This is a genomic window from Haladaptatus rarus (assembly GCF_054177585.1).
Map to the genome: position 1 here is coordinate 654,997 of NZ_JBPEHG010000001.1, position 21,157 is coordinate 676,153.

The following is a 21,157-nucleotide window of genomic DNA, read 5'->3' on the forward strand; positions in this document are numbered from 1 at the left end:
ATTCGTGTTCGTCTCATGTTTCCCCACACCCGTTTCCACAGACCATCGGATAAGCGTTCGGCGCGAGAATCGGTCGGAAAAGGAAGACTGGATTACTCGTCCAGCGACTGCCACGAAAGCCGCAGGTTCCGGGCGGCACTCGCCTGGTCGATGCGTCGCGCAGTCGTGCGGCGGGGTGCGGCTTCGAGCGTCTCGTCGTCTTCGCCGACGACCGCGTTGAACGCCCCTGCGAGCTGATCTAGCGTCTCGCGGTTCTCGATCTCGGTCGGCTCGGTCATCAGTGCCTCCGAGACGATCTCGGGCCACTTCGTCGTCGGCGGGTGGACGCCGTAATCGAGCATCCGCTTTGCTACGTCCGCAGCGTCCTGGTCGCCCGCGCTGGCGACGAACTCGTGGTGGAAGGGGCGGAACGGAACTTCGTACTCGATCTGCGATGCGAGGTAGTTCGCGTTGAGCACGGCCTTCGCGCTGGCATCCGACAGTCCTTCGTCACCGAGACGGGCGATGTAGGCGTACGTCTTGACGAGCACGAGCCAATTGCCTTCGAACCCGTGAACCTTGCCGATGGTCTGTTCGGGGTCGAATCGCTCGTAGCGACCGTCGAGCTTTCGCACGCGCGGCGCGGGCAAGAACTCGGTCAGTGAATCGACCACGCCGACCGGGCCAGCACCGGGACCGCCGCCGCCGTGAGGCGTGGCGAACGTCTTGTGGACGTTGTAGTGCATGATGTCGAAGCCCATGTCGCCGGGGCGGGCGCGTCCGAGCAGGGCGTTCAGGTTGGCCCCGTCGTAGTAGAGCAGACCGCCAGCCTCGTGGACGATGCTCGCGATCTGCTCGATGTCGCGCTCGAACAACCCGAGCGTGTTCGGATTCGTGAGCATGAACAGCGCGGTGTTCCCGCTGACGGCGGCTTCGAGTGCTTCGAGGTCGACTCGTCCGTCGTCCGCGCTCGGCAGTTCGACCACGTCGTACCCGCCGAGTGCTGCACTGGCGGGGTTGGTGCCGTGAGCACTGTCCGGGACGATGATCTCGTCGCGCTGGTCGCCCTCGCCGTTCGCTTCGTGGAACGCCTCGGCGACGAGGATACCCGTGAACTCGCCCGCCGCACCTGCGGGAGGTTGGAGACTCACGGCGTCCATCCCGCCGATTCGAGCGAGATACTCTTGCAGGCCGTACATGAGTTCGAGCGTCCCCTGCACGGACTCTGCGGGGCGGTCGGGGTGAACGCTCGCGCCGGGGAGTGCGGCCACGTCCTCGGTGAACTTGGGATTGTACTTCATCGTACAGGAGCCGAGGGGGTACGGCCCGCTCTCGATGCCGTAGTTCATCTGGCTGAGTCGCGTGTAGTGGCGTGCCAGTTCGGGTTCGGAGAGTTCGGGGAGTTCGAGGGAGTCGCGGGTCAACTCGTCGGGGAGCGACGAATCGATCTCGACTTCCTTGCCGTCTTTCTCCGAGAGGAGCGGTTCGTACAGGTCGTCGTCTGTGCGTTCCCACTTGGCTTGCGTGTAGATCATCGTGCCACCTCCTCGAACATGGTGACCAATTCGTCTGCCATATGCTCGTTCACGTCGGTCACGCAGACCTGCACGTGGTGTTCGCCGACCTCGTGGACGGCGAAACCGCGTTCTTCCAGATCGGCGACGATGGGCGGTGCAGGCTGATCAGTGTGCGCGACGAACTCCCGGAAGTGGTGTCGGTCGTGAACCGGAGCCTGGACACCACTGATGTCGTCCAATCGCTCAGCCAGGTCGCGGGCCTGCGTGACACAATCTTCTGCCAACTCGACCAGTCCGGACGAGCCGAGGTACGCGATATGCATCGCGGTTCGGAGCGCGACCCACGCCTGATTCGTGCAGATGTTGCTCGTCGCACGCTCCCGCCGGATGTGTTGTTCGCGCGTCTGGAGCGTGAGCGTGAAGGCGCGATTCTCGTCGTCGTCCTCACTGACGCCCACCAATCTCCCGGGAACCTGCCGGACGAACTCATCGCGCGTGGCGAACAGTCCGAGACCCATCCCGTAACTCGTCGGCAGGCCGAGGGCCGCGGCGTCACCCACGACCACGTCCGCACCCACCGAGGCGGGTTCCTGTAATAGCGAGAGGGCGACGGGGTCGGAGCCGAGGCAGAACAGTGCGTCGTAGTCGTGCGCGAGGTCGCCGATAGCTTCGAGGTTCTCCTCGATGGTGCCTCGCGTCGTCGGATTCTCGGCGTACACCATCACCACGTCTTCGCCCATCGCATCTTCGAGTGCAGCCACGTCCGCGTTCGCGTCGTCGGTCGCGTACTCCTCCACGACGAGTCCCGGCCCGTCGGCATAGTTTTCGAGGACGCTCTTTCGTTCGGGCAACAGGATGTCGGGGACGAGCACTCGGTTTCCGCTCGTCTTCCGGACGCGGCTAGCCAGTAGTGCTGCCTCTGCCAGTGCCGTCGCGTGGTCGTACATCGAGGCGTTGGCGATTTCGAGACCGGTCAGCTCGACCAGCATCGACTGGTACTCGAACAGAGCCTGGAGGAATCCCTGCGTGACCTCCGGCTGGTACTGCGTGTACGAGGTCAAGAACTCCGACCGGTCTGCGATGTGGTCAACGAGGGATGGAACGTAGTGGCTGTAGTGGCCTCGCCCCAGGAACTCCGTCAGCGTCTGATTCTTGCCGAGCATTCGCTCTAGCTCCTGGCGAGTCGCTTGCTCGGACTGCTTTTCGATGCCGAACTCGCCGTCGAACCGCACCGGCTCGGGGATGTCGAAGAGGTCTTCGACGTTCTCGACACCGATGGCGTCGAGCATCGCCTGCGTCTCGTCTGCTGTGTGCGGTGCGTACGGACTGCCCGCACTCGCGTCTCCCCCACTCATTCGATCTGGTCTCGGTACTCCTCTGCGGAAAGGAGTTCATCGAGGTCGCTCTCGTCGGTCAGTTCGACTTCGAGCATCCATCCGTCGCCGAACGGGTCGTCGTTGACGAGTTCGGGCGTGCTCTCCAGTTCATCGTTGACTGCCGTTACCGTGCCCGAAACGGGCGTGTAGAGGTCTGAAACCGCTTTGATGCTCTCGACGACACCGAACTCGTCGCCCTGTTCTAGCTCGTCACCCACTTCCGGGAGTTCGACGAAGACGACGTCGCCCAGTTCGTCCTGTGCGAAGTCGGAGATGCCGATTCGGCCAGTTCCGTCGGTCACTTCGACCCACTCGTGCGATTCAAGGTAGTTCCGGTCTTCAGGTACTTCGAAGCTCATTATTTGTCTTTCAGAAACGGTGTGCTCTCAATCTTTGCTTTTTTCGACTGTCCTCGCACCATCACGCGGACGACGGTGCCGGGGTCTGCGTAGTCGGTCGGGACGTAACCGAGACCGATGGGCTCGCCGAGGGTCGGACTCATCGTCCCGCTCGTGACGGTTCCGATGATGGTGTCTTTCGTGTTGGTGATGTCGTATCCGTGTCGAGGGACACCCCGGTCGATGAGTCGGAAGCCGACGAACGTCTCTTCGACACCCTCCTCCTTCACTCGTTCGAGTGCATCACGACCGACGAACTCCGTGTCGAGTTTCACGGTGAAACTGACGCGCGCCTCGTACGGGTTCCGTGGGTCGTTCTCGTGGTCGAAGTCCTGCCCCGACAGCAGGAATCCCATCTCGGTTCTGAGCGTGTCGCGCGCGCCGAGACCACAGGGCTGACATTCGATAGCGTCCCAGACGGTTTCGGCCTCGTTCCACGGACAGATGAGTTCGAACCCATCTTCGCCCGTGTAGCCCGTGCGCGCGACCCAGCATCGAACGCCATCGATGGTCGCGTACTTCGCCTCAAACTTCGAGAGGTCGGAGAGTGACTCCTCGGTTGCGTCGGCCACGATGTCCGGGGCGTCCGGCCCCTGTACCGCGTACATCGCGTAATCGTCGGTGGCGTTCCGGATCTCCGCGTCGAGGTCGAACTCGTTGCGGAACCGCTTCCAGCGGTCGTGCATCTGCTCGTCGTGACCGGCGTTCGGGATGAACAGGTACGCGGCATCGTCGTCTTCCGGAAGTCGGTAGACGACGGTGTCGTCGATGATCGAACCGTCTTCGTCGGTTATCATCGCATACTGGGAATCACCCGGAGACAAGTTCGTCACGTCGTTCGTCGTCAGGCGTTGCATGAGCTGCTCGGCGTCCGGCCCGCTGACTTCGATCTCCCCCATGTGAGAGACGTCGAAGATACCGGCAGACTCCCGAACGCTCTGGTGCTCTTCTTTTATCGAATCGAACTCGACGGGCATGTCCCACCCACCGAACTCGGTGAACGTCGCACCCCGCTCGTCGTGTCGGTCGCGCAACGGCGGTTTCCGAAGGGGCATACCTGTCCAGTCGAAGCGAGGTAAGTAATGCTTTGTTTTCTCTCTCGGGGCTATCCATTCAGGCCGGTTCGATGACGATCTGCCCATCGCGTTTCTTGTAGACGAGTCGGTCTCCCTCTTCGACTTCCTCGCCTGCTTCGGCGAACTCTTCGCGGACGGCTTTGATGAGACTGATTCGCCAGCGCTGGGTTACGGTCGTCGTGCCGAGGATCTGCTCGGAAGACATCTATCCCCACCATTGGAATCGGTACCATTATGGATTCTTAGCTATTTCGACTCTATAGTCATAAATGACTATTTCGACACCGGAACTCACACAGCGATTACACGACCACGAGGCACGAAGCATCCTCGTCCGCGGGCAGTCGGCACCTGCCACTGACGAGAACGTCGTGACCTTCGACGCGGGCATCGTCGCCGCATGCCGTGGAGACCACTGGCAGTTGCCACTGTACGTCACGGTACAGGCGACGGAGCGAACCAGACGACAGTTCGAAGCGCAGTCTTTCGCGGACGCGATCAGCCACACGGAGCAGATGCTCCGTGAACACACACCCGACGGCGTGTGGCTTCGAGACCACGAACGACTCGTCGATTTTCTCTCTCCGCTGTCGGTCGGAACACTCGAAACACGGGTGTCGCAGGTCGCTGGCAAGATGGGGACGACGTTCGTGACGTGGACTGGTGAGACGACTCCAGCGAACGAGTCGGTTTACGATCGCGTGGTCGGCCCCTAGATGCGAGCGAGCAGGTCGGGCGGGTCGATAGCCACGCCGGTACTCTCACACGAAGGGCACTGGACGGCGAGCGACCAGTCGAGTGGTGTGGTATCCGTCTCCGTAACGTGGGTAGCGAGATCGACGAGCAAGACGAACGAGTCCGTGTGTCCGCAGTTCTGGCAGGTCATCCTTGGTCAGACCGACCGGTGAATTCACGATGTCGGTCACCCCGGATTGGTTCCGCCCCGGTATATGAAGTTTCGGTCAGTCGTCTCCAGCGGAGATGTCGATCCCATACTCGTCGATACGCGAGCGCCAGAACTCTTCGTAGCCCTCTTTCTCGGGGTCTTTGCGAACGGTGCTGTCACCTGCGTCCACTCGGTCGAGTTTGAGGTCGACTTCCTCTAGCAGTTTCTCCCCGATATCGTCGGAGATGACCCCCGAACGCATCGCGCTCATGATGGCGCTCTTTTCCTGTTTCAGGACGCGGCGCTCGCCGACGAGCAGTTCCTCCCGGCGCAGGTCGGGGTTTTCACTGAGGATTCGAGAGATCGCCTGACTCAGGTCTTCTTTCTCCTGTTCGTACTCGCCGTGGAAATCGCTGTACACGTCGTTGGGGAGGTCGCCCCTGTCGTAGAGTCGCTCTGCAGCATCGAGTGCGGAGTCGACCGCACGCGCACGCCCGAGGAGAAGTTCGTACAGCTCTTCCGTCTCGGTACGCGTGACGACACCGAGGCGGTCGAGCAGGTTGCCCATCGTCAATCCCTGAACGACGAGACTGAAGGCGGCGACGCCGAACACCATCGCACGCAGTTCCACCACGCGCGGGAAGTCGTCCGGGAGACCGAGCACCAGTGCGATGGGAATCGAGGCGTGCAGCCCACCCCAGATCATCACGTGCTGGTAGGTGAGCGGCACGTTTCGGTTGCTGAACCGGTTGACGATGCCCGTGAAGGGATAGACGACGAGCGAACGGACGAGCAGGGTGAGGACGATCGCGATAGCGATGAGTTGCCAGTTGTCGAGTATCTGTGCGAGGGGTGTCTTCGCGCCGATGAGGACGAAGATGAGCGTGTTGACGAGGAACGCGCCGGTCTCCCACGTGTTGAAGATGGAAATCTTCGTCTGGGGACTCATCGCGTACTCCGCACCCCGGTTACCGATGAACAGTCCAGCGGTGACGGTGGCGATGACACCGCTGACGTGGAGGTAGTGTTCGGCGAGCAGGAAACTGCCGTACGCGAGGATGAGCGTAAGCACGATCTCCGTCATGTGCTCGTCCAGGTTGGCCATCACGCGATAGATGGCGTATCCCGCGGCGAGACCGACGATGAGTCCTCCGAGACTGGCGGTGACGATTTCGACCCCCGCATCGCCGACGACTTGCGGTGTGATGAGTTCCGAGAGTTCGGTGTTCTTTTCCTGTGACGTGACGACCAGTCCGAACAGCGTCGAGAAGACGACGACGCCGACGCCGTCGTTTATCAGGCTCTCGCCCTCGACGAGAACCGACAGTCGATCCGGTGCGCCGAGTTCTTCGAACAGTGCCAGCACCGAGACGGGGTCGGTCGGCAGAACCATGGCGGCAAAGAGCGTGGCGAGGAGGATGGGATAGCCGAATGCGTAGCTTCCGAGCCACCCGAGAACGAGGATAGAGACGATGAGTCCGGGGACGGCGAGGACGAGAATCGGGACGATGTTCTCCCGAAAACGTTCGAGGTCGGTCGTCGCCGCGCCTTCGAACAGGAGTGGCGGCAGGAGCACGAGCAGGATGAGGTCGTGTGTGAGTGTGATGTCGATGTCGATTCCGAGAACCGAGACGGCGATACCTGCGAGCAAGAGAGCGATAGTGTACGGAAACCGTCCGACCTTGGCGACGAAGATACCAACTCCCCCGGCGATGATGAAGACGGCGAGCAGATTGATGAGTCCAGTTGTGATTCCCGTCTCGGCCATAGGCGACGGTTTGTCGTGACGACGGATAAAGCCGCGTTGTTCGGGTTAGTATTCGAGAACAGCTCGCAGAAAGAACGTTGCCACTGGTCGGCGTCGAACGAGAGAGGATGGGGACCAATCGGCTCAGGAATTACTGGTACTCGGTGATGGTCAGGTCGTAGCTACCCGATCCACTGTACGAGTCGACGTCGATCTGCATCGCCGTCGAGGTGTCAGGGTTGTCGATGGTGATGGATTCCTGACTGTCCGCGGTGTAGGACGCGTAGTCGTAGTTGCTCGGGCTCGCGTTGGTCGTCGTGCCCGTGTTGATGTAGAGGTCGAAGTCGGCGTCGCTCGGTCCGTCGAGCTCGACGACGACCTGGCTCGGACTGCTGTACTCCCAGTTCCACGACCAGTCGTCGTAGTCCCAGTAGCCGGAGAGGGAGTCACTGACGGTCTCGGACGTGGAATCGCCGTCGCCACCGCCACCACCGCCACCGTCGCCGGACGGGTCGGTAGTGACTGCCGTGTAGGCGTTGACCTGGCCGCTACCTTGCTGGTCCGAGGAGAGGCCGATGTCCTCCGCCGTGTTCTTGAGATGGTTTCGGAGTTCGGAGTTGGTGAGGCTACTCCACTGGGCGAGAGTCAACCCGGCGACACCGGACGTGACCGGCGTCGCCATCGACGTACCGGAGAGCTCCTCGTAGGAACCGCGGGTCTCGGTGGTCGTCGAGAGCACGTTGACACCGGGCGCTGCGAGTTCGATCTCGCTGCCGTAGTTCGAGAACGAAGCAAGGTTCTCGTTGTCGTCCACGGCAGAGATAGCCATACACTCGCTGTAAGCTGCCGGGTAGGAGACGCTGCTGGTTCCGTCGTTACCAGCAGCACAGATGGTGAGGACGCCGTTGTTCTGTGCGTACGAGACGCCGTTCTTCATCGTGCTCGTGTATCCACCGCCACCGAGGGACATGTTGATGATGTCCGCACCCTGGTCAGTTGCCCATTCGACAGCGTCGGCGATGTCGGACGTGGAGCCACTGCCGTTCTCGTCGAGTGCGCGACCGTTGATGAGTGAGGAGTTACCCTGGCCTGCAACGCCCGTGCCGTTATCGACGACTGCTGCGGCACAGCCCGAAACGTGCGTGCCGTGGTACTCGTCCTGCGGAACGTCCGGGTACGGGTCGGAATCGCTGTCAACGAAGTCGTATCCAGGATCGGATTTGTAGTTCCCTGCGAGGTCGGGGTGGTCGTACTGAGCACCGGTGTCGACGACCGCGATGGTCACCGAAGAGTCACCGAGCGTCGTGTCCCACGCCTGGTCGGAACCGACCTGCTGGGGCGCGTACTGCTGATCGAACTTCGGATCGTTCGGCGTCAGTTGCGTCGTGTACGTCGCGTTCTTCTCAGCGTATTTGATACCGTCTTTCTTCGTGACGGCGCTGATGAAGTTCTCGCGTGCACGGTCGCCTGCCGCGCTCGGGAACTTGACTGCGACGTAGCGCAGCGTTTCGTTCTTGTGAACGATCTCAGCATCGCCTGGGACATACTGAGCGACAGTCTGCTGGATGTCGCCTTTGCCAGCCGAAACACCGACTAGCACTTCGTCCTCTTTTGCACCTGGCTCACGCCCGGGGGTAGCCGCAGTAATGCCACCCATTGCCGCTGCCGCACCAGCCGCTCCGGTTGCTTTCAGGAATGTCCGCCTGTCAAACCGCGATGTGTTGTCGTCTGCCATGCAGCGGGTTAACGAACAGGATGTACGTATATAAATTTTATTCATTTAGAATCCTGAAATCTGTAACTATAGACCGATAAATGAATGCGAAATTATAAGGTATCAATCGATCGATACAGGATGATAGTAGACTAAAGAACCACCTGTTGAAGATGTTGAAGGAATTTTGTGAGATGACGGGTAAATCGCCACGGCTTTGTCTCGGTGCCGTTTAGCTCGGTGCATGACCGGCGGTTTGCGGTCACTACTCGGTAGTGAACCCGACGATGACGACCGAACCATCGCGCTGTTCGTCGATGGTCCGAACGTGCTCCGCGACGAGTTCGACGTCGATCTGGACGATATCCGCGCGGCAGGCGCCCACCTCGGCCAGCTCGTCGTCTCACGCCTCTATCTCGACGAACACGCCACACCCGGCCTGATCCAGGCCGCGGAAGCGCGTGGGTTCGAGGTTCTCATGACGAGTGGTGACGTCGACGTGAAACTCGCTATCGACGCGACAGAACTGGCATTGGACGAACAGGTAGACGTGTTAGCAATCGCCTCCAGAGATACGGATTTCAAACCCGTCCTCGAAAAGGCGGCGCGCAACGGTGTCCGGACGGTCGCCATCGCACCCGGCGAGTACGGACGTTCGGACGCGCTTCAGAATGCGGCCCACGAAGCGTTCGTCATCGAAGAGTAGGCGTTTTTTCCTCGGGGCACCACGAGTCGCATATGGACGACCTCGGCACGCCGGTACTCGACGATCATCTTCATCTCGACCCGGAACACGGACGCGGAATCGAAGCCGTCAAGGACTTCGCTCGGAGCGGCGGCACACATCTGCTCGTCGTCAACAAACCCTCCTGGTTGCTCGGCGTCGAAGTCGAGACCGGCGACGATTTCCGCGCGGTGTTCGACACGACCGTCGAAGTCGTTGCGCGCGCAAACGAAATATTACCAGGGAAAGCGTGGCCCGTTCTCGGTGTCCACCCCGGACTCGTCTCGAAACTCGTGGATGATCGCGGGTACGCGCCCGCGGACGCGAGAGAACTGATGCAATCCGGACTGGAAGTCGCCACAGAGTACGTCGCGGACGGTTCTGCAGTCGCCCTGAAATCGGGGCGGCCACATTACGACGTGCCCGAAGACGTGTGGGACGCTTCGAACGCCGTCCTCCGGCGAGCACTCGAACTCGGCGCGGAAGCGGACTGTGCCGTCCAACTACACACCGAAGCGACCGAGGATCTCACGGAGGTCGCGGCGTGGGCGGAGGATGCCGGACTCTCACCCGAACGTGTCGTCAAGCATTACGCGGGCGGCGAGTTGGCTGGCGTGACACCGAGCGTGATGAGCGAGAAAGACCGCCTCGAAGTCGCCGCCGAACGTGGCGAACCGTTCTTGATGGAGACCGATTTCGTCGACGACCCCGACCGGCCCGGCGCTGTGTTGGGACCGAAGACGGTTCCACGCCGGGTCAAATGGATGCAAGAACAGGGATACGACGAGGCGATTCGAATCGCCCACGTATCGACGCCTGAGAACGTGTACGGTCTCGATACGCGGAAAACGTTATGTAGATAATCAGGGACCGAAGGAAAGGCCTATTTATCGTGCTACGCACGAGAGAGATATGAGCGCACCTCCAGAGGAGTTCTACTCCGAAGAACGCTGGCAAAACTGGTTGGACAGAATCAAGGACGAAGAGATCGACCCGGAGAACGAGGATTCGGCGCGCCTGCTCCTCAATCTGCAGGACGACGTCGCTATCGCCGTCGCCAAGATCGTCACGGCGTACGACGACGAGGACATCGACGAGGAGACGGCGCTCTCCGAACTCGCAGACATCCGTGAGACGGTTCTCGCGGAGGTCGAGTTCGAAGACGAAGAGAAAGCGATGCTCATCGACGGTGTGCAGACGAGCCTCCTCTGTGTCTTCTACGCCTCCGAAGAGTACGTGGCTCGCGGGCCTGCGGAAGAGGCGAGCGTCCGGGAGTACATCACCGAAGCGTCGAAAGCCGAGGAAGCGGAGGATCTGGACTCGGCGCTCGGTCTCGTCGCGGCGGGTGGAACGCGCATCATCGCGGGTGACGAACTCGACATGTCGGTGACCGAGGAACTGGAGTACGGACTGGTGACGGAGTGGGTGAATGGCCTCGACAGCCTCCAGAGCGCGATGAGCGACCCCGAAGTCGTCGAGGAAGACGACGAGTAAGCGAGTACAAGGGTTTTTATTGCCCTGCTGTTTCTGTCCCATCCATGACGTTCTGGGCGGACGACCGCGGGGTGACGGTGCAAGTGGGGCGATCCTCATGTTGGCCACGCTCGTCATCGCAATGTCACTGTATCAGGCGACCGCCGTTCCGAACCAGAACGCGGAGGTGGAGTTTCACCACAGCGAGAAAGTGCAGGGCCAGATGCACGACGTTCGGAACACCATCATCCGAACGGGGGCGACCGGCGCGGGCCAGCCAACGTCGGTAACGCTCGGAACGCAGTATCCGGAGCGCGTATTCTTCATCAATCCACCACCACCCACGGGAACGGTACGAACCGTCAAACTGGGGGACATCGACGTCGATAACGTCACGGCGCGCGACCAGCACACGGCGGACTACGTAAGTGATACTCTTTCGTTCGGCACGAACGCACTGGTGTACGCGCCACACTACGACCAGTACGGGAACGCGCCCGAGACGGTGTACGAGAACACGATCGTCTACAACCACGCCGATACGGGCAACGCGACACTGACCGACCAGCAACTCGTTCGGGGGAAGAGCATCACGCTCGTCACGCTCGACGGAGCGGTATCGCAGTCTCGGTCTGGAACGATGAGCATCGACCCGCACGCGGTCAGCCCCTCGACCACGGAGATTCGAACGATTCCCGTCCGGTCGAACGAGGGCGGGAACCTCACGATTCGCGTGTCGACCGGTCTCAGCGAGGAGAAGTGGAAAGAACTGCTCGAAGATCAGAAGTACGTCGAATCGGTCGGCATGCCGACCGACGGAATCCTCATGGTGGAACTGCAGGCAAAGGAAAACGACGAACTGGTGACCTACAACCTTCGACTAGCCAAGGTCGAAGTCGGGTCTGGAGCGTCGAGCGTGGAACCGCACTACGTCACGGAAGTCTCCGGCAACGGGACGAGCGTGGCCGAGGGTGGTCGGCAAAAGCTGGACGTCGAGGTCAGAGACGAATACAACAACCCAGTCTCGGGTGCGACCGTGAACTTCACGCTCGTCGATGGAGATCAAGGGTCTCTCGACAACGGAACGACAACCGGTAAGAAAGTGCGGGTGACGACCGGGGCGGACGGTCGGGCCTCGGTCACCTACTCCCCCGAAACCCCCCCGGCGAACGGTGGTGAGGCCGAAGTTCAGGTCAGTATCGACGACGTTCCACCGGGAGGCGCGACGTTCGACGCAGATCGAAAGGAGACCCTCGCGTTCTTCCTTAATCTGGTCGGTCAGAACGGCGGCAATGGCGGCGGTGACGGTGGAGGTGACGGCGGAGATGGCGGCAATGGCTCGGCCGCGAACGTCGAGTACGTGACTGGCAGTGGACTGGCGAAGGCGAACGGGAGTGAAACGACGGGCGTCCAGTTCTCGTTGAACAACACGGGGACTGAGAACGTGACGATGACCGATATCACCGTTAACGTAGAGAAAGATAACTCGGCGAAGTACGTCAACGAAACGAACGGCGGGAAGGGAGCCGATGGTCAACACGAGGTCTTCGTCGATGCGACCGAAGACGGCTGGCTGGAGATGGGCGATGACACGGAAAGCCAGTACGTGATGGATACGACCGAATCGCCCACGGATAACGCGACGATCGCTGGTGGTTCGGAGACGACTGTGTATATCTACGAGTTCAAGAAGAAAAAGAAGGTCGTAGAGATGTCTGAAAAGACGATACTCGTGACCATCCACTTCGCCGATGGATCGTCGAAAACGTTCGAGTTCGTCGCTGAAACCCCGAACAACTGACTTTTTCGACAACCGTCGATACTTCCATCGACAAATCCTTATACCACGTTATGCAAAGTGGAAGCAAGAATGACAGCCGTGGGTATCGACGCCATCGAGATCTGGACAGGGAAGCTAAAACTCGACCTGCCGGAGACGGTCGCACCAGTAAAGGACAAAGATCCGGACTACTACACGAAAGGCCTGGGACTATTCGCCAGTTCGTTCCCCGATGCTCACGAAGACATCGTGACGATGGGCGCGAACGCGGCCTACCGACTGATGGAGCGGAAGGGACTGACACCGGACGACATCGGTCGCATCGACGTGGCGACGGAGTCCGCGTTCGACAACTCCAAGCCCGTCTCGACGTACATCGCGGGCTGTCTCGAACAGGTGTACGACAGCGACTTCCACCACGCGAACAAGGGTGAGCGAAAGTTCGCCTGCATCGCGGGAACACAGAGTCTCGACGACGCCTACAACTGGATCAAGGCGGGCCGGAATCGCGGTCGGAGCGCGCTCGTCATCGCCACCGACACCGCGCTCTACGCGCGTGGCGACCCCGGTGAGGCGACGCAGGGAGCAGGTGCTGTCGCAATGCTCATCAGCGAAGACCCAGGTCTCGTGGAACTCTCGACCGACCAGGGGTACGGCAGCGCCGACGAGACTGACTTCCTGAAACCCAACCAGCAGTTCCCCAGCGTGGACGGCAAGCGGTCGATGCAGGTCTACCTCGCCCGGATGCGCGAGGCACTGGAGGACTTCGAGAGCGTCGCGGGCGACACCCACCCCGACGATTACGAGTACATCCCGTTCCACACCCCGTTCCCCGGCATGGTTCGAAAGGCGGGCCTCCTCGGATTCCGGCACATGATCCGCGATACCGAAGTCGAAGAAGAGTTGGTCGAGGAGATCGGTCGCCAACCCCGCGAGTCGGAGTACGACGACCGTGAAGCCTACGAGGAGGCTATCCGAGCGTACATGGACGATCTCAAATCGACCGACCAGTACCGCGAGTGGTACGGAAACACCATCGATCCGACGCTCAGCATCTCCCGCGAGGTCGGCAACTGGTACACCGGGTCGGTTCACATCGCCCGCGCCTCGGCGCTTCAGCACGCCGCCGAGAACGACCTCGACATGACGGGGAAGAAACTGCTCGTCGGTTCCTACGGCAGCGGTGCACAGGCGGAGATCCACGCCGAGACGGTCCAACCAGGATGGGAAGACGAGATCGGTGAACTCTCCATCGACGACCAGATCCGCGCCCGCCACGACCTCACCTTCGAGGAGTACGAAGACGTTCACGACCGCCACAACCACGACAAGCGCGTCGAACTGGACGACTTCACGCAGGCCGAAGACGAGTTCGTCTTCGTCGGTCGCGGGGAGATGAACGAGCGAACCTACGAGTACGTAGAATAAGGGATTCGCACAGATTCCGCGCGGTTGATTTCGGTCTTTCGAGGGTTTGCCGCTCGTGAACTTCCGAATTCTATCCGGAGATGTTGGTGGATGGCGATTTTTGTCTTACAGAAGGGGCGCTTTGCTGACGATAGCGATAACTACCGTCGAACAGACGAGATCCACCGCCAGTAGCCGATTTCTACTCCAGTCCACTTCGACATCTTCGATCCGAATTTCGTCAAACGTTTTATCCGTACGTCACCCGTTCATGCAAACAATACACGACCGATCACGCGATCACAGCCAGATCAGAGATGACCGAAACTGAGCCAGAGACGCAGTCGGTGGACGAAACGGAACTCCCGGAACCGACCGAGAGTGAAGAGCTGGAAGCAACCGAACCCGAGCGATCAGCGACGATCGAGCCAGAAACGGAGCGAACCGACCCGACCGACGCCTTCGGCGTCCTCGGCAACGAAGTTCGAATGGCCGTGCTCCGGAAGCTCGTGGATGCGGAAACCGAGGGCGACGATACCCTCGCGTTTTCGGAGCTGTTCGAGGCGACGACGGCCGACAACACCGCCGGATTCTCCTACCATCTCCGACAGTTGACCGACCACTTCGTCCGAAAGACCGACCGTGGGTACGCACTCACCTACGCCGGGCGCGAGATCGCCCGAGCGATTCGCGCCGGAACCTACACCGATAGCGTGGATTTCGACCCCATCGCGGTGGACGACCCCTGTCCGTTCTGCCGGGAAGAAGCCCTCGAAGCCCACGGTGAGGACAACTACGTGGCAATCGAGTGTGGGGCGTGCGGCAGACCGACGCTCACGCTTCCGTTTCCACCCGGGGGCCAGCGCGCACACGACCCGGAGGGACTGCTGACGGCGTTCGACCGCCATCACCGCCATCGACTCTCGCTCATGGCCGACGGCGTCTGTCCGGAGTGCAGTGCGCCAGCAGAAGCTCACGTCGGCTACCCCGACGCCGACCACCTGCCGGACGACGTGTCGAACGAGCAGCGCCGTCCGCAGGTGCGGTTCGACTGCGACCGCTGTGGCTGTCGTCTTCGCTCGCCCGTGACGCTCGCGGTGCTCGAACACCCCGCAGTCATCTCGTTCTATCACCAGCACGACATCGACGTGCGGGAGCGCCCGCTGTGGAACGTCGGCGGGGAGTGGCGAGAACAGGTCGTATCGGAGGACCCGTGGTGTGTCCGGGTGTCGGCGGAGCTCGACGGCGAACTGTTGGCGCTGTTCGTCGCCAAGAGCCTCGACGTCGTGACGGTACAGCAGACGACCGCTTCGCCGTCGGCGTCGTGAGGCGAGAACCGTAGCTCGACAGACTCGACAGAACCGTCGGGCTACGACGCGCCTTCTGCGAGCAGGTCGAGGGAATCGAGCGTCGAGCGACGACTGTCGGTGTCGAGTTCTCGGTACGTCGGGTCGATGGTCGCCACCTCGACTTCCTCGGGTTCGAGGGGGCCACCCCGCGACTCGGCGAGTGCGGAGAGAGCGAGTTCGATGCCCGAATCGACCGAGCAGTCGGGGTCGTAGTTCCCTTCGAGATACTCGCGCACGGTGTCGTCGTTCGCGCCGATGGCCGTCGCCTGCCACTCGTAAGGTGTCCCGGAGGGGTCGGTTTCGAAGAGGCGCGGGCGAGAAGAGGAGTGAATCGTGGAGTCGTTACCCGGTCTGGAATCGACACCGCCCACGAGGAGGGCCGCACCGAACGGCCGTGCGCCGCCCTGCTGCGTGAACTCCTGGACGTGGTCGGTCACGGCCTTGGTGAACGGTTCGACGGCCATCGGTTCGTCGTAGCGCAGGCGGTCGGTCTGGGCGCGGCGGCGTCCGAAGTCGACGAGTTGGCGGGCGTCGGCGACGTGGCCTGCACTGCTGACGCCGAGATGGTCGTCGATCTTGTGGAGTTTCTCGACGCCATCGGCTTCGAGCAGGGGAGAACGCAGGCGCTTGCTCGCGGCCAACACGACGCCGTCGCGTGCGCGGACACCCACGCTGACGCTTCCGCGCCGGACTGCTTCGCGGGCGTATTCGACCTGATAGAGGCGACCATCGGGCGAGAAGATGTTCGTCCCGCGGTCGTATGCCTGCTGGCGCTGTCCGTTCATGCCGCCACCTCCTCGCGCTCGTCGTAGCCGCGGATCTCGACGCCGTCGCCCGAAATGGTCGCGATCGTGAATCCGTTGCCGCTCGCAGTATCGCGTTCGGTGGCACTCTCGATGGACTGGGCCGCGATGCGACGGGCAGAGTCGGTCGGCAGACCGGGTTCGTACTCGCGTTCGAGGACGCCGTAGGCGAGTTGCATCCCGCTTCCGCTGGCGACGTAATTTGCTTCCATGACGCCACCGCCGATGTCGAGATCGTAGACGTGCGGGCCGGTCGAATCGACGCCGCCGAGCGTCGGTTGGGCGGCGCGGTACGGCCCGTTGCGAAGGAGGTTTCCGGCGAGCGTCGAGAGGGCGGACATCTCGATGGGGTCACCCCGGCGCGTCTCGTAGAGGCTGGCTTCGGCCCGGAGGGTTCGGACGAACGACTGGAGATCACCGACACCGCCAGCGATGGTCATCGCAGCAGTCGGGTGGACTTCCTGCACTTTCTGGACGTTCTTGTTCGTGACGAACCGACCACCGATACTGGCGCGACGGTCTGCAGCGAGCAGAACGCCGTCGTCCGTCGTCAGGGCAACCGTGGTCGTCCCGGTCTTCGTTATCGAATCGGACATGGAAGACGAGAGGGGTTCCGTTCGGAAAGGTGTTAGCTAAAATATATTTTAGCAAATGTCAGGTATCGAGATAGTGGCGGCAGCGGAGCGTCACGGCGCGAGGTCGCGCATCGCGTCCAGCATCGCCTCTTGCTCGCAGCCGGTGACGGCGAGCGAGAAGCCATCGAGTTGGGCGAGCTTGGGTGCGTGCTCCCAGAGATCCTCCGGTTCGATCCCGTGAAGGACGACGGCGTTCGGCGTGGGGTTGACGACGCGCATGGCGACCAGTGGAGATTCCCCGCGCGTGACGTTGGTGAAGACGAGTGCGCGACTCGTGCTCTGGCCGTAGAGGCGGTAGAACTCCTCGCTGGAGAGGCGCGTGATGGCTTCGATGCTGTCGATGACGGTGTGGCCGGTGATGCGCGTCTGCTTCCCCGACGCGAGTTCGGTAGCGTCGATGGCGTCGTAGAACCGCGAGAGGGGCACGCCGGTCGGATACTCGCGCAGGTCGCTGACGATGTCGCTGTCGAACCCCGCCGAGAGCACGCGGGCGTACTGGCGGATCCGCCCGCCACCACGCTGTTCGTCGATGTCGAGCAGGGCCTCGACAGTCCGGCGAACCACGCCGATGCCTGGATTCTCGCGCCGCCCACTCTCGTAGTCGGAGATGACCGACGAGGAGACGTCGAGATACTCCGCGAGTGCGGTCTGAGATACGTCGAAGTCGGTGCGCCACTTCCGCAAGGTCGCTCCGGGGTCGTCGCTCAGGGTGATCTCGCCCGCGATCTGTTCGGCGAGCGTCCGGCGCGCGTCTGTCATGCATTCGCGTGTGGCGCTGTCACGGAAAAGCATATCGAAACCGAGTTTCGACACCCGTCGAAGTTCGCGTGGAGATCAGCGCCGAATCCCGTGTGAGAAGGCGAACTATGACAGAATCGATGATCCGGTCAGTACATTTCAGTACAAAATAGTTGTTTTCAGTACACAGATTCGAAGACCCGAGAGTGACGTGACGGAGTTCTCGATAGTCCTGATCGGTCGTACGAGACCAGTTCGTTTCCGCGTGTTTGCAACTACCGGGAATCAGTCCTCGAAAGCCTCCGCCCGATCGCGCCGGGGGTGGTTGTTCCCCTGCAAGACGGTCGAAAACTCGTCCATACCAAAACCGTCCCTATCGCGGTCGCCTTCGTACCGAGACCGCTCGTTCCGACTCACCTGCCCGCTCCGCCACCGAGTACAGCGGCCTCACGGGAACGATGGTGTGCGTCTTCGCCACCCCGTCGTCGTGCGGTCGCCACTTCGTCGATTCGTGGAGGACGTACCGGTCGGGACACTGCCGTCGAAGATCGCTGACCAGCACCTCGAATCGCTTCGAGTCGAATCGATCCGCGGGAACGTAGTCGGTTTTCACGAGGAGCGCGTTCCGGCGTGGGACCCTGTCGAGTTGCCCCTCGCAGACGAGTTCGAACTCGTGTGCCAGTGCGGGAAGGTCGGTGTCGAGCGGGAGTTTGACGTACGCCTGTCTGTAATCCGGTCGGTCGATGCGGCGCTTCCAGTACCGAGAAAGCGTGTCGAGTATCCGTGTGCCCATTCGCGTGCCACCCGTAGGTGCTCTCCTCACAGAGCGGGGTAGTAGGTGTTTTGCATCATCAGCTAACAGGAGACCAAGTGTTTACGAAACTGGACGTCGTTTCTCGGTCACCGTGACCGACAGACCTGCGGAAGGTGCAGACCGAGCCACGAACGAGGACCACGAGCACGGCGACCACTCCGATGAATATAACTGCCCGGCCTGCAAGAAGGTGTTCGACTCCAGAGACGACCTCGTGAAACACATGCGCGAGCAAGGGCTTGTGGACTGAGTGGGCCGAACCGCTGGCAAGGGCTGAACTGTGGCCGTGCGGCGAACCGCGGTCGTAGCTGGTGAGGGTTACACTCGCGTCTACCCGCTCGCGTGCCTGTCGGCGCGCGACGGCGGCGGAATCTGCGTCTCGCTCGACTGGGGTGCGTCGGGGAGCAGACACCGCGCAGGTTCGCGGTTCACGTGGGCGTACTCGTCCGGGGCGTTCGCCAGTGGATGGGCTGGATTCTGGTCGCTCCGGATGCGTGCGGAGCGGAGTTCACCGAATCCGGCGATCCGAGCGCGGATGCCGCGCCAGTGATACTTCCCTGCGGGTGGCACACAGAAAGGTTTCGGCGGACGCCAGTCCGTCCGATTGGCGGCGAGCACCGCGTTGTTGACGTTGGCTGCGAGCTGGTCGTGGTCTACCAGCACACCGACCCGCGAGTCTGCGGGCGCGCGGACGGCCAGCACGTCGAGGCCGAGATGGAGTGCCCGATACTCCGCGACGTTGTTGTCGGGGATATCGTCGTCGGGCACGGAGAGGCGGGCGACGCGCTTGCCGTCTCGCGTTTCGATGATAACGCCGAGGCCACCCGCACCACAGTCGTGACTGAACGAACCGTCGGTGGCGACGTAGAAATCACGATGATGTGTGTGGGGTGGGTGGGCGATATGCGGCGTGGGCGACTCGTCGAACAGGTCTCGCAATGCGGGATGGCGGCCGTTAACGGCCATACTTACGTTCTCGGTTTCTGATTACTTAAATCTGCGGTCATACCCGGCAATATATCTCACTCATAATGTATCATGATACAAATAAATGTGTTGAATGTTATCTACCACCACAGATATATATGCCCCTCCCCGCCATATGAGGGTATGCCAGGTGAGGCACTCGATCGGCGGACGTATCTGAAATTTGCAGGAAGCGCAGCAGCAACAGCCACGATTGCAGGTTGCACTGGTGGTGATGGTGACGGAAACCAGAACCAAAACCAGACTGGAACGACCAGCACGACTACCAGTAGTGATGGCGGTGGCGGCAAGACGCCGGAGAACTTCCCGGTCACCATCACGCAGGGGCAGATGCCCACGACGCTCGATCCCCACGACCATCGAGAGACGACCACCGACAACGTCGTCTTGCAGGTGTACGAGGGACTGCTCGCCCGTGACGCGAAGGGGAAGGTCATCAATAAGTTGGCGACAAATTACGAGCGCGTCGAGAAAGGGACGGTGAAGTTCACCATCCGCGAAGGTGTGAAGTTCCACGCGGGTGGGACGCTGAAGCCCGAAGACGTGGCGTACAGCATCAACCGGATCGTCAAACCGAAAGTCGGCATCGAAAGTTCCCAGAGCGATCAGCTTTCGGGTGTGACGGGTGCGGAAGTGGTCGATGGTGCCGTACAGGTCAACTCGGACGGCGTCAACCCTATCGTGTTCTCGCTGTTCGCGTCCTACTGTGACATCGTCCAGAAGTCGTGGGTCGAGAGCAACGACAACAAGATCGCAAAGAAGATGAACGGAACTGGCCCGTTCAAGCTTCAGAACTACCAGGAAGACGTGCAGGTCGTCTTGAGTCGCAACGAGAACTACTGGCGCGACCCGGCGGCGGTGTCGAAGCTCACGTTCAAGGCGGCGAAATCGTCGAGCACGCGGGTGAATCAGCTCATCAACGGTGAGACCGACATCATCGTCAACGTCCCGCCACAGGATGCAGGGCGCGTGAAAAGCTCGAAGAACTCTCGTCTCGCCGCGGTGCCGAGCACACGCATCATCTACAACGCGATGCGCTACGACGTGAAACCGTTCTCCAGCCCCAAGTTCAGGCAGGCGATGAACCTCGCTATCGACCTGCCGAGCATCATCAAGAACGTCCTGTCCGGCTTCGCCGATCAGACCGGCCAGCCCACGTTGGAGGGCTTCACAGGGTACAACTCGAACGTCAAGCCCTACGGAAAGAACAAGCAGAAAGCAGAAAGACTGGTCGAAGAGAGCGGCAACGCCGGAGCGACCATCAAGCTTCACACGCCGGTCGGTCGCTACCTGAAGGACGTGGAGATCGCACAGGCCGTCGCCCAGCAGATAGACCAACTGAAGAACGTCAACTGCTCGGTGCAACAGCGCGATTTCAACGCTCTCGCGAAACAGTTGACCGACGGAAACCTCAAATCGAGTCCGAAGTTCTACCTCATCGGCTGGGGGAACGCGACGTTCGACGCCAGCCAGACTATCATTCCGCTGCTGACGACGGACGGTGCACTCACGTCCTACAGCAACGAACAGGTGGACACACTAATGAAGGAGGCACAGAACATGCCGGACGGCAACAAGCGCAACCAGAAACTGAAGGAGGTGAACAAGCTACTCCACGACCAGGCGCCGTGGATCTACCTCAACCAGCAGTACAGTGTCTATGGCGTCAGTCAGCGCCTCAAGTGGGAGGCTCGCCGCGACGAACGCATCGTAGCCTACGCCATCTCGCCGAAATAGAATGTCTGTGGTATCGA

Annotated in this window: 22 protein-coding genes; 9 read left to right on the forward strand and 13 right to left on the reverse strand. The window is 61.2% G+C overall.

From position 1 onward, the window contains the following. Positions 1–92 precede the first annotated feature (92 nt). Genes gcvPB through ACR3FE_RS03660 form a run of 5 tightly spaced genes read right to left on the reverse strand, consistent with a single transcriptional unit; the run spans position 93 to position 4,551 of the window. On the reverse strand, positions 93–1,514 hold the full coding sequence (gene gcvPB / locus ACR3FE_RS03640; RefSeq protein ID WP_458205528.1) for an aminomethyl-transferring glycine dehydrogenase subunit GcvPB: 1,422 nt from the start codon (positions 1,512–1,514) through the stop codon (positions 93–95). Further along, complete coding sequence (gene gcvPA, locus ACR3FE_RS03645) at positions 1,511–2,851, reverse strand: aminomethyl-transferring glycine dehydrogenase subunit GcvPA (protein WP_458205530.1); 1,341 nt, start codon at positions 2,849–2,851, stop codon at positions 1,511–1,513. Before gcvPA ends, gcvPB begins: the two co-directional genes overlap by 4 nt. Next, entirely contained in the window at positions 2,848–3,231 is a 384-nt protein-coding gene (gcvH, locus tag ACR3FE_RS03650) for a glycine cleavage system protein GcvH (RefSeq protein ID WP_458205531.1), read from the reverse strand. The genes gcvPA and gcvH overlap by 4 nt, the downstream gene beginning before the upstream one ends. Continuing rightward, the gene (gene gcvT, locus ACR3FE_RS03655) at positions 3,231–4,325 is read right to left on the reverse strand and encodes a glycine cleavage system aminomethyltransferase GcvT (RefSeq protein ID WP_458205532.1); all 1,095 of its coding nucleotides are present in this window, start codon (positions 4,323–4,325) and stop codon (positions 3,231–3,233) included. The genes gcvH and gcvT overlap by 1 nt, the downstream gene beginning before the upstream one ends. A 58-nt stretch (positions 4,326–4,383) precedes the next feature. Next, a complete protein-coding gene (locus ACR3FE_RS03660; protein WP_458205533.1) occupies positions 4,384–4,551 on the reverse strand; it encodes a hypothetical protein in 168 nt (55 codons plus the stop codon). Between the two features lie 64 nt (positions 4,552–4,615). On the opposite strand from ACR3FE_RS03660, the gene ACR3FE_RS03665 reads away from it, so the two are divergent. Beyond that, entirely contained in the window at positions 4,616–5,062 is a 447-nt protein-coding gene (locus tag ACR3FE_RS03665; RefSeq protein WP_458205534.1) for a hypothetical protein, read from the forward strand. Here ACR3FE_RS03665 and ACR3FE_RS03670 read toward each other — a convergent pair. The 3 genes from ACR3FE_RS03670 to ACR3FE_RS03680 form a co-directional block, all read right to left on the reverse strand. After that, the gene (locus ACR3FE_RS03670; RefSeq protein WP_458205535.1) at positions 5,059–5,232 is read right to left on the reverse strand and encodes a hypothetical protein; all 174 of its coding nucleotides are present in this window, start codon (positions 5,230–5,232) and stop codon (positions 5,059–5,061) included. The genes ACR3FE_RS03665 and ACR3FE_RS03670 overlap by 4 nt on opposite strands. 76 nt (positions 5,233–5,308) lie before the next feature. Beyond that, positions 5,309–7,000, reverse strand: a complete 1,692-nt coding sequence (locus tag ACR3FE_RS03675; RefSeq protein WP_458205537.1) for a Na+/H+ antiporter — start codon at positions 6,998–7,000, stop codon at positions 5,309–5,311. Positions 7,001–7,130: 130 nt separating this feature from the next. Beyond that, complete coding sequence (locus tag ACR3FE_RS03680; protein WP_458205538.1) at positions 7,131–8,714, reverse strand: S8 family serine peptidase; 1,584 nt, start codon at positions 8,712–8,714, stop codon at positions 7,131–7,133. Between the two features lie 223 nt (positions 8,715–8,937). On the opposite strand from ACR3FE_RS03680, the gene ACR3FE_RS03685 reads away from it, so the two are divergent. The 6 genes from ACR3FE_RS03685 to ACR3FE_RS03710 all read left to right on the forward strand — a co-directional run bounded on the left by ACR3FE_RS03685 (position 8,938) and on the right by ACR3FE_RS03710 (position 15,405). After that, complete coding sequence (locus ACR3FE_RS03685) at positions 8,938–9,399, forward strand: NYN domain-containing protein (protein WP_458205540.1); 462 nt, start codon at positions 8,938–8,940, stop codon at positions 9,397–9,399. Between the two features lie 32 nt (positions 9,400–9,431). Further along, on the forward strand, positions 9,432–10,280 hold the full coding sequence (locus tag ACR3FE_RS03690; protein ID WP_458205542.1) for a TatD family hydrolase: 849 nt from the start codon (positions 9,432–9,434) through the stop codon (positions 10,278–10,280). A gap of 49 nt (positions 10,281–10,329) precedes the next feature. Continuing rightward, positions 10,330–10,911 (forward strand): DUF2150 family protein, encoded by a 582-nt coding sequence (locus ACR3FE_RS03695; protein WP_458205543.1) that lies wholly within the window; start codon positions 10,330–10,332, stop codon positions 10,909–10,911. 97 nt (positions 10,912–11,008) lie between these two features. Further along, positions 11,009–12,691, forward strand: a complete 1,683-nt coding sequence (locus ACR3FE_RS03700; RefSeq protein WP_458205545.1) for an Ig-like domain-containing protein — start codon at positions 11,009–11,011, stop codon at positions 12,689–12,691. A 69-nt stretch (positions 12,692–12,760) separates the two neighbouring features. Then, positions 12,761–14,098, forward strand: a complete 1,338-nt coding sequence (gene hmgB, locus ACR3FE_RS03705; RefSeq protein WP_458205546.1) for a hydroxymethylglutaryl-CoA synthase — start codon at positions 12,761–12,763, stop codon at positions 14,096–14,098. A gap of 296 nt (positions 14,099–14,394) precedes the next feature. Continuing rightward, positions 14,395–15,405: a DUF7351 domain-containing protein gene (locus tag ACR3FE_RS03710; protein WP_458205547.1), complete on the forward strand. Its 1,011-nt coding sequence runs from the start codon at positions 14,395–14,397 to the stop codon at positions 15,403–15,405. Positions 15,406–15,446: 41 nt separating this feature from the next. Here the strand turns inward: ACR3FE_RS03710 and psmA are convergent, their stop codons facing one another. From psmA to ACR3FE_RS03730, 4 genes are all read right to left on the reverse strand, one after another. Continuing rightward, positions 15,447–16,211 (reverse strand): archaeal proteasome endopeptidase complex subunit alpha, encoded by a 765-nt coding sequence (psmA, locus tag ACR3FE_RS03715; RefSeq protein WP_458205549.1) that lies wholly within the window; start codon positions 16,209–16,211, stop codon positions 15,447–15,449. Beyond that, complete coding sequence (locus ACR3FE_RS03720; RefSeq protein ID WP_458205551.1) at positions 16,208–16,825, reverse strand: Ntn hydrolase family protein; 618 nt, start codon at positions 16,823–16,825, stop codon at positions 16,208–16,210. The genes psmA and ACR3FE_RS03720 overlap by 4 nt, the downstream gene beginning before the upstream one ends. Positions 16,826–16,915: 90 nt before the next feature. Further along, entirely contained in the window at positions 16,916–17,623 is a 708-nt protein-coding gene (locus ACR3FE_RS03725) for a helix-turn-helix domain-containing protein (protein ID WP_458205553.1), read from the reverse strand. A gap of 352 nt (positions 17,624–17,975) precedes the next feature. Beyond that, complete coding sequence (locus ACR3FE_RS03730) at positions 17,976–18,395, reverse strand: hypothetical protein (protein ID WP_458205554.1); 420 nt, start codon at positions 18,393–18,395, stop codon at positions 17,976–17,978. A gap of 112 nt (positions 18,396–18,507) precedes the next feature. On the opposite strand from ACR3FE_RS03730, the gene ACR3FE_RS03735 reads away from it, so the two are divergent. Continuing rightward, a complete protein-coding gene (locus ACR3FE_RS03735) occupies positions 18,508–18,666 on the forward strand; it encodes a C2H2-type zinc finger protein (RefSeq protein ID WP_458205555.1) in 159 nt (52 codons plus the stop codon). A gap of 80 nt (positions 18,667–18,746) precedes the next feature. Here ACR3FE_RS03735 and ACR3FE_RS03740 read toward each other — a convergent pair whose 3' ends face one another. Then, positions 18,747–19,382, reverse strand: coding sequence for a reverse transcriptase-like protein (locus ACR3FE_RS03740; RefSeq protein ID WP_458205556.1), 636 nt, complete (start codon positions 19,380–19,382; stop codon positions 18,747–18,749). A 144-nt stretch (positions 19,383–19,526) separates the two neighbouring features. On the opposite strand from ACR3FE_RS03740, the gene ACR3FE_RS03745 reads away from it, so the two are divergent. Then, positions 19,527–21,140 (forward strand): ABC transporter substrate-binding protein, encoded by a 1,614-nt coding sequence (locus ACR3FE_RS03745; protein WP_458205558.1) that lies wholly within the window; start codon positions 19,527–19,529, stop codon positions 21,138–21,140. Positions 21,141–21,157 lie beyond the last annotated feature (17 nt).

Coding starts and splice junctions, on each gene's coding strand:
- ACR3FE_RS03660 (WP_458205533.1), bottom strand. CDS start 4,551: ATGTCTTCCGAGCAGATCCTCGGCACGACGACCGTAACCCAGCGCTGG.
- ACR3FE_RS03730 (WP_458205554.1), bottom strand. CDS start 18,395: ATGGGCACACGGATACTCGACACGCTTTCTCGGTACTGGAAGCGCCGC.
- psmA (WP_458205549.1), bottom strand. CDS start 16,211: ATGAACGGACAGCGCCAGCAGGCATACGACCGCGGGACGAACATCTTC.
- gcvPA (WP_458205530.1), bottom strand. CDS start 2,851: ATGAGTGGGGGAGACGCGAGTGCGGGCAGTCCGTACGCACCGCACACA.
- gcvPB (WP_458205528.1), bottom strand. CDS start 1,514: ATGATCTACACGCAAGCCAAGTGGGAACGCACAGACGACGACCTGTAC.
- ACR3FE_RS03670 (WP_458205535.1), bottom strand. CDS start 5,232: ATGACCTGCCAGAACTGCGGACACACGGACTCGTTCGTCTTGCTCGTC.
- ACR3FE_RS03745 (WP_458205558.1), top strand. CDS start 19,527: ATGCCAGGTGAGGCACTCGATCGGCGGACGTATCTGAAATTTGCAGGA.
- gcvT (WP_458205532.1), bottom strand. CDS start 4,325: ATGCCCCTTCGGAAACCGCCGTTGCGCGACCGACACGACGAGCGGGGT.
- ACR3FE_RS03665 (WP_458205534.1), top strand. CDS start 4,616: ATGACTATTTCGACACCGGAACTCACACAGCGATTACACGACCACGAG.
- ACR3FE_RS03685 (WP_458205540.1), top strand. CDS start 8,938: ATGACCGGCGGTTTGCGGTCACTACTCGGTAGTGAACCCGACGATGAC.
- ACR3FE_RS03710 (WP_458205547.1), top strand. CDS start 14,395: ATGACCGAAACTGAGCCAGAGACGCAGTCGGTGGACGAAACGGAACTC.
- hmgB (WP_458205546.1), top strand. CDS start 12,761: ATGACAGCCGTGGGTATCGACGCCATCGAGATCTGGACAGGGAAGCTA.
- gcvH (WP_458205531.1), bottom strand. CDS start 3,231: ATGAGCTTCGAAGTACCTGAAGACCGGAACTACCTTGAATCGCACGAG.
- ACR3FE_RS03675 (WP_458205537.1), bottom strand. CDS start 7,000: ATGGCCGAGACGGGAATCACAACTGGACTCATCAATCTGCTCGCCGTC.
- ACR3FE_RS03695 (WP_458205543.1), top strand. CDS start 10,330: ATGAGCGCACCTCCAGAGGAGTTCTACTCCGAAGAACGCTGGCAAAAC.
- ACR3FE_RS03720 (WP_458205551.1), bottom strand. CDS start 16,825: ATGTCCGATTCGATAACGAAGACCGGGACGACCACGGTTGCCCTGACG.
- ACR3FE_RS03725 (WP_458205553.1), bottom strand. CDS start 17,623: ATGACAGACGCGCGCCGGACGCTCGCCGAACAGATCGCGGGCGAGATC.
- ACR3FE_RS03680 (WP_458205538.1), bottom strand. CDS start 8,714: ATGGCAGACGACAACACATCGCGGTTTGACAGGCGGACATTCCTGAAA.
- ACR3FE_RS03740 (WP_458205556.1), bottom strand. CDS start 19,382: ATGGCCGTTAACGGCCGCCATCCCGCATTGCGAGACCTGTTCGACGAG.
- ACR3FE_RS03690 (WP_458205542.1), top strand. CDS start 9,432: ATGGACGACCTCGGCACGCCGGTACTCGACGATCATCTTCATCTCGAC.
- ACR3FE_RS03700 (WP_458205545.1), top strand. CDS start 11,009: ATGTTGGCCACGCTCGTCATCGCAATGTCACTGTATCAGGCGACCGCC.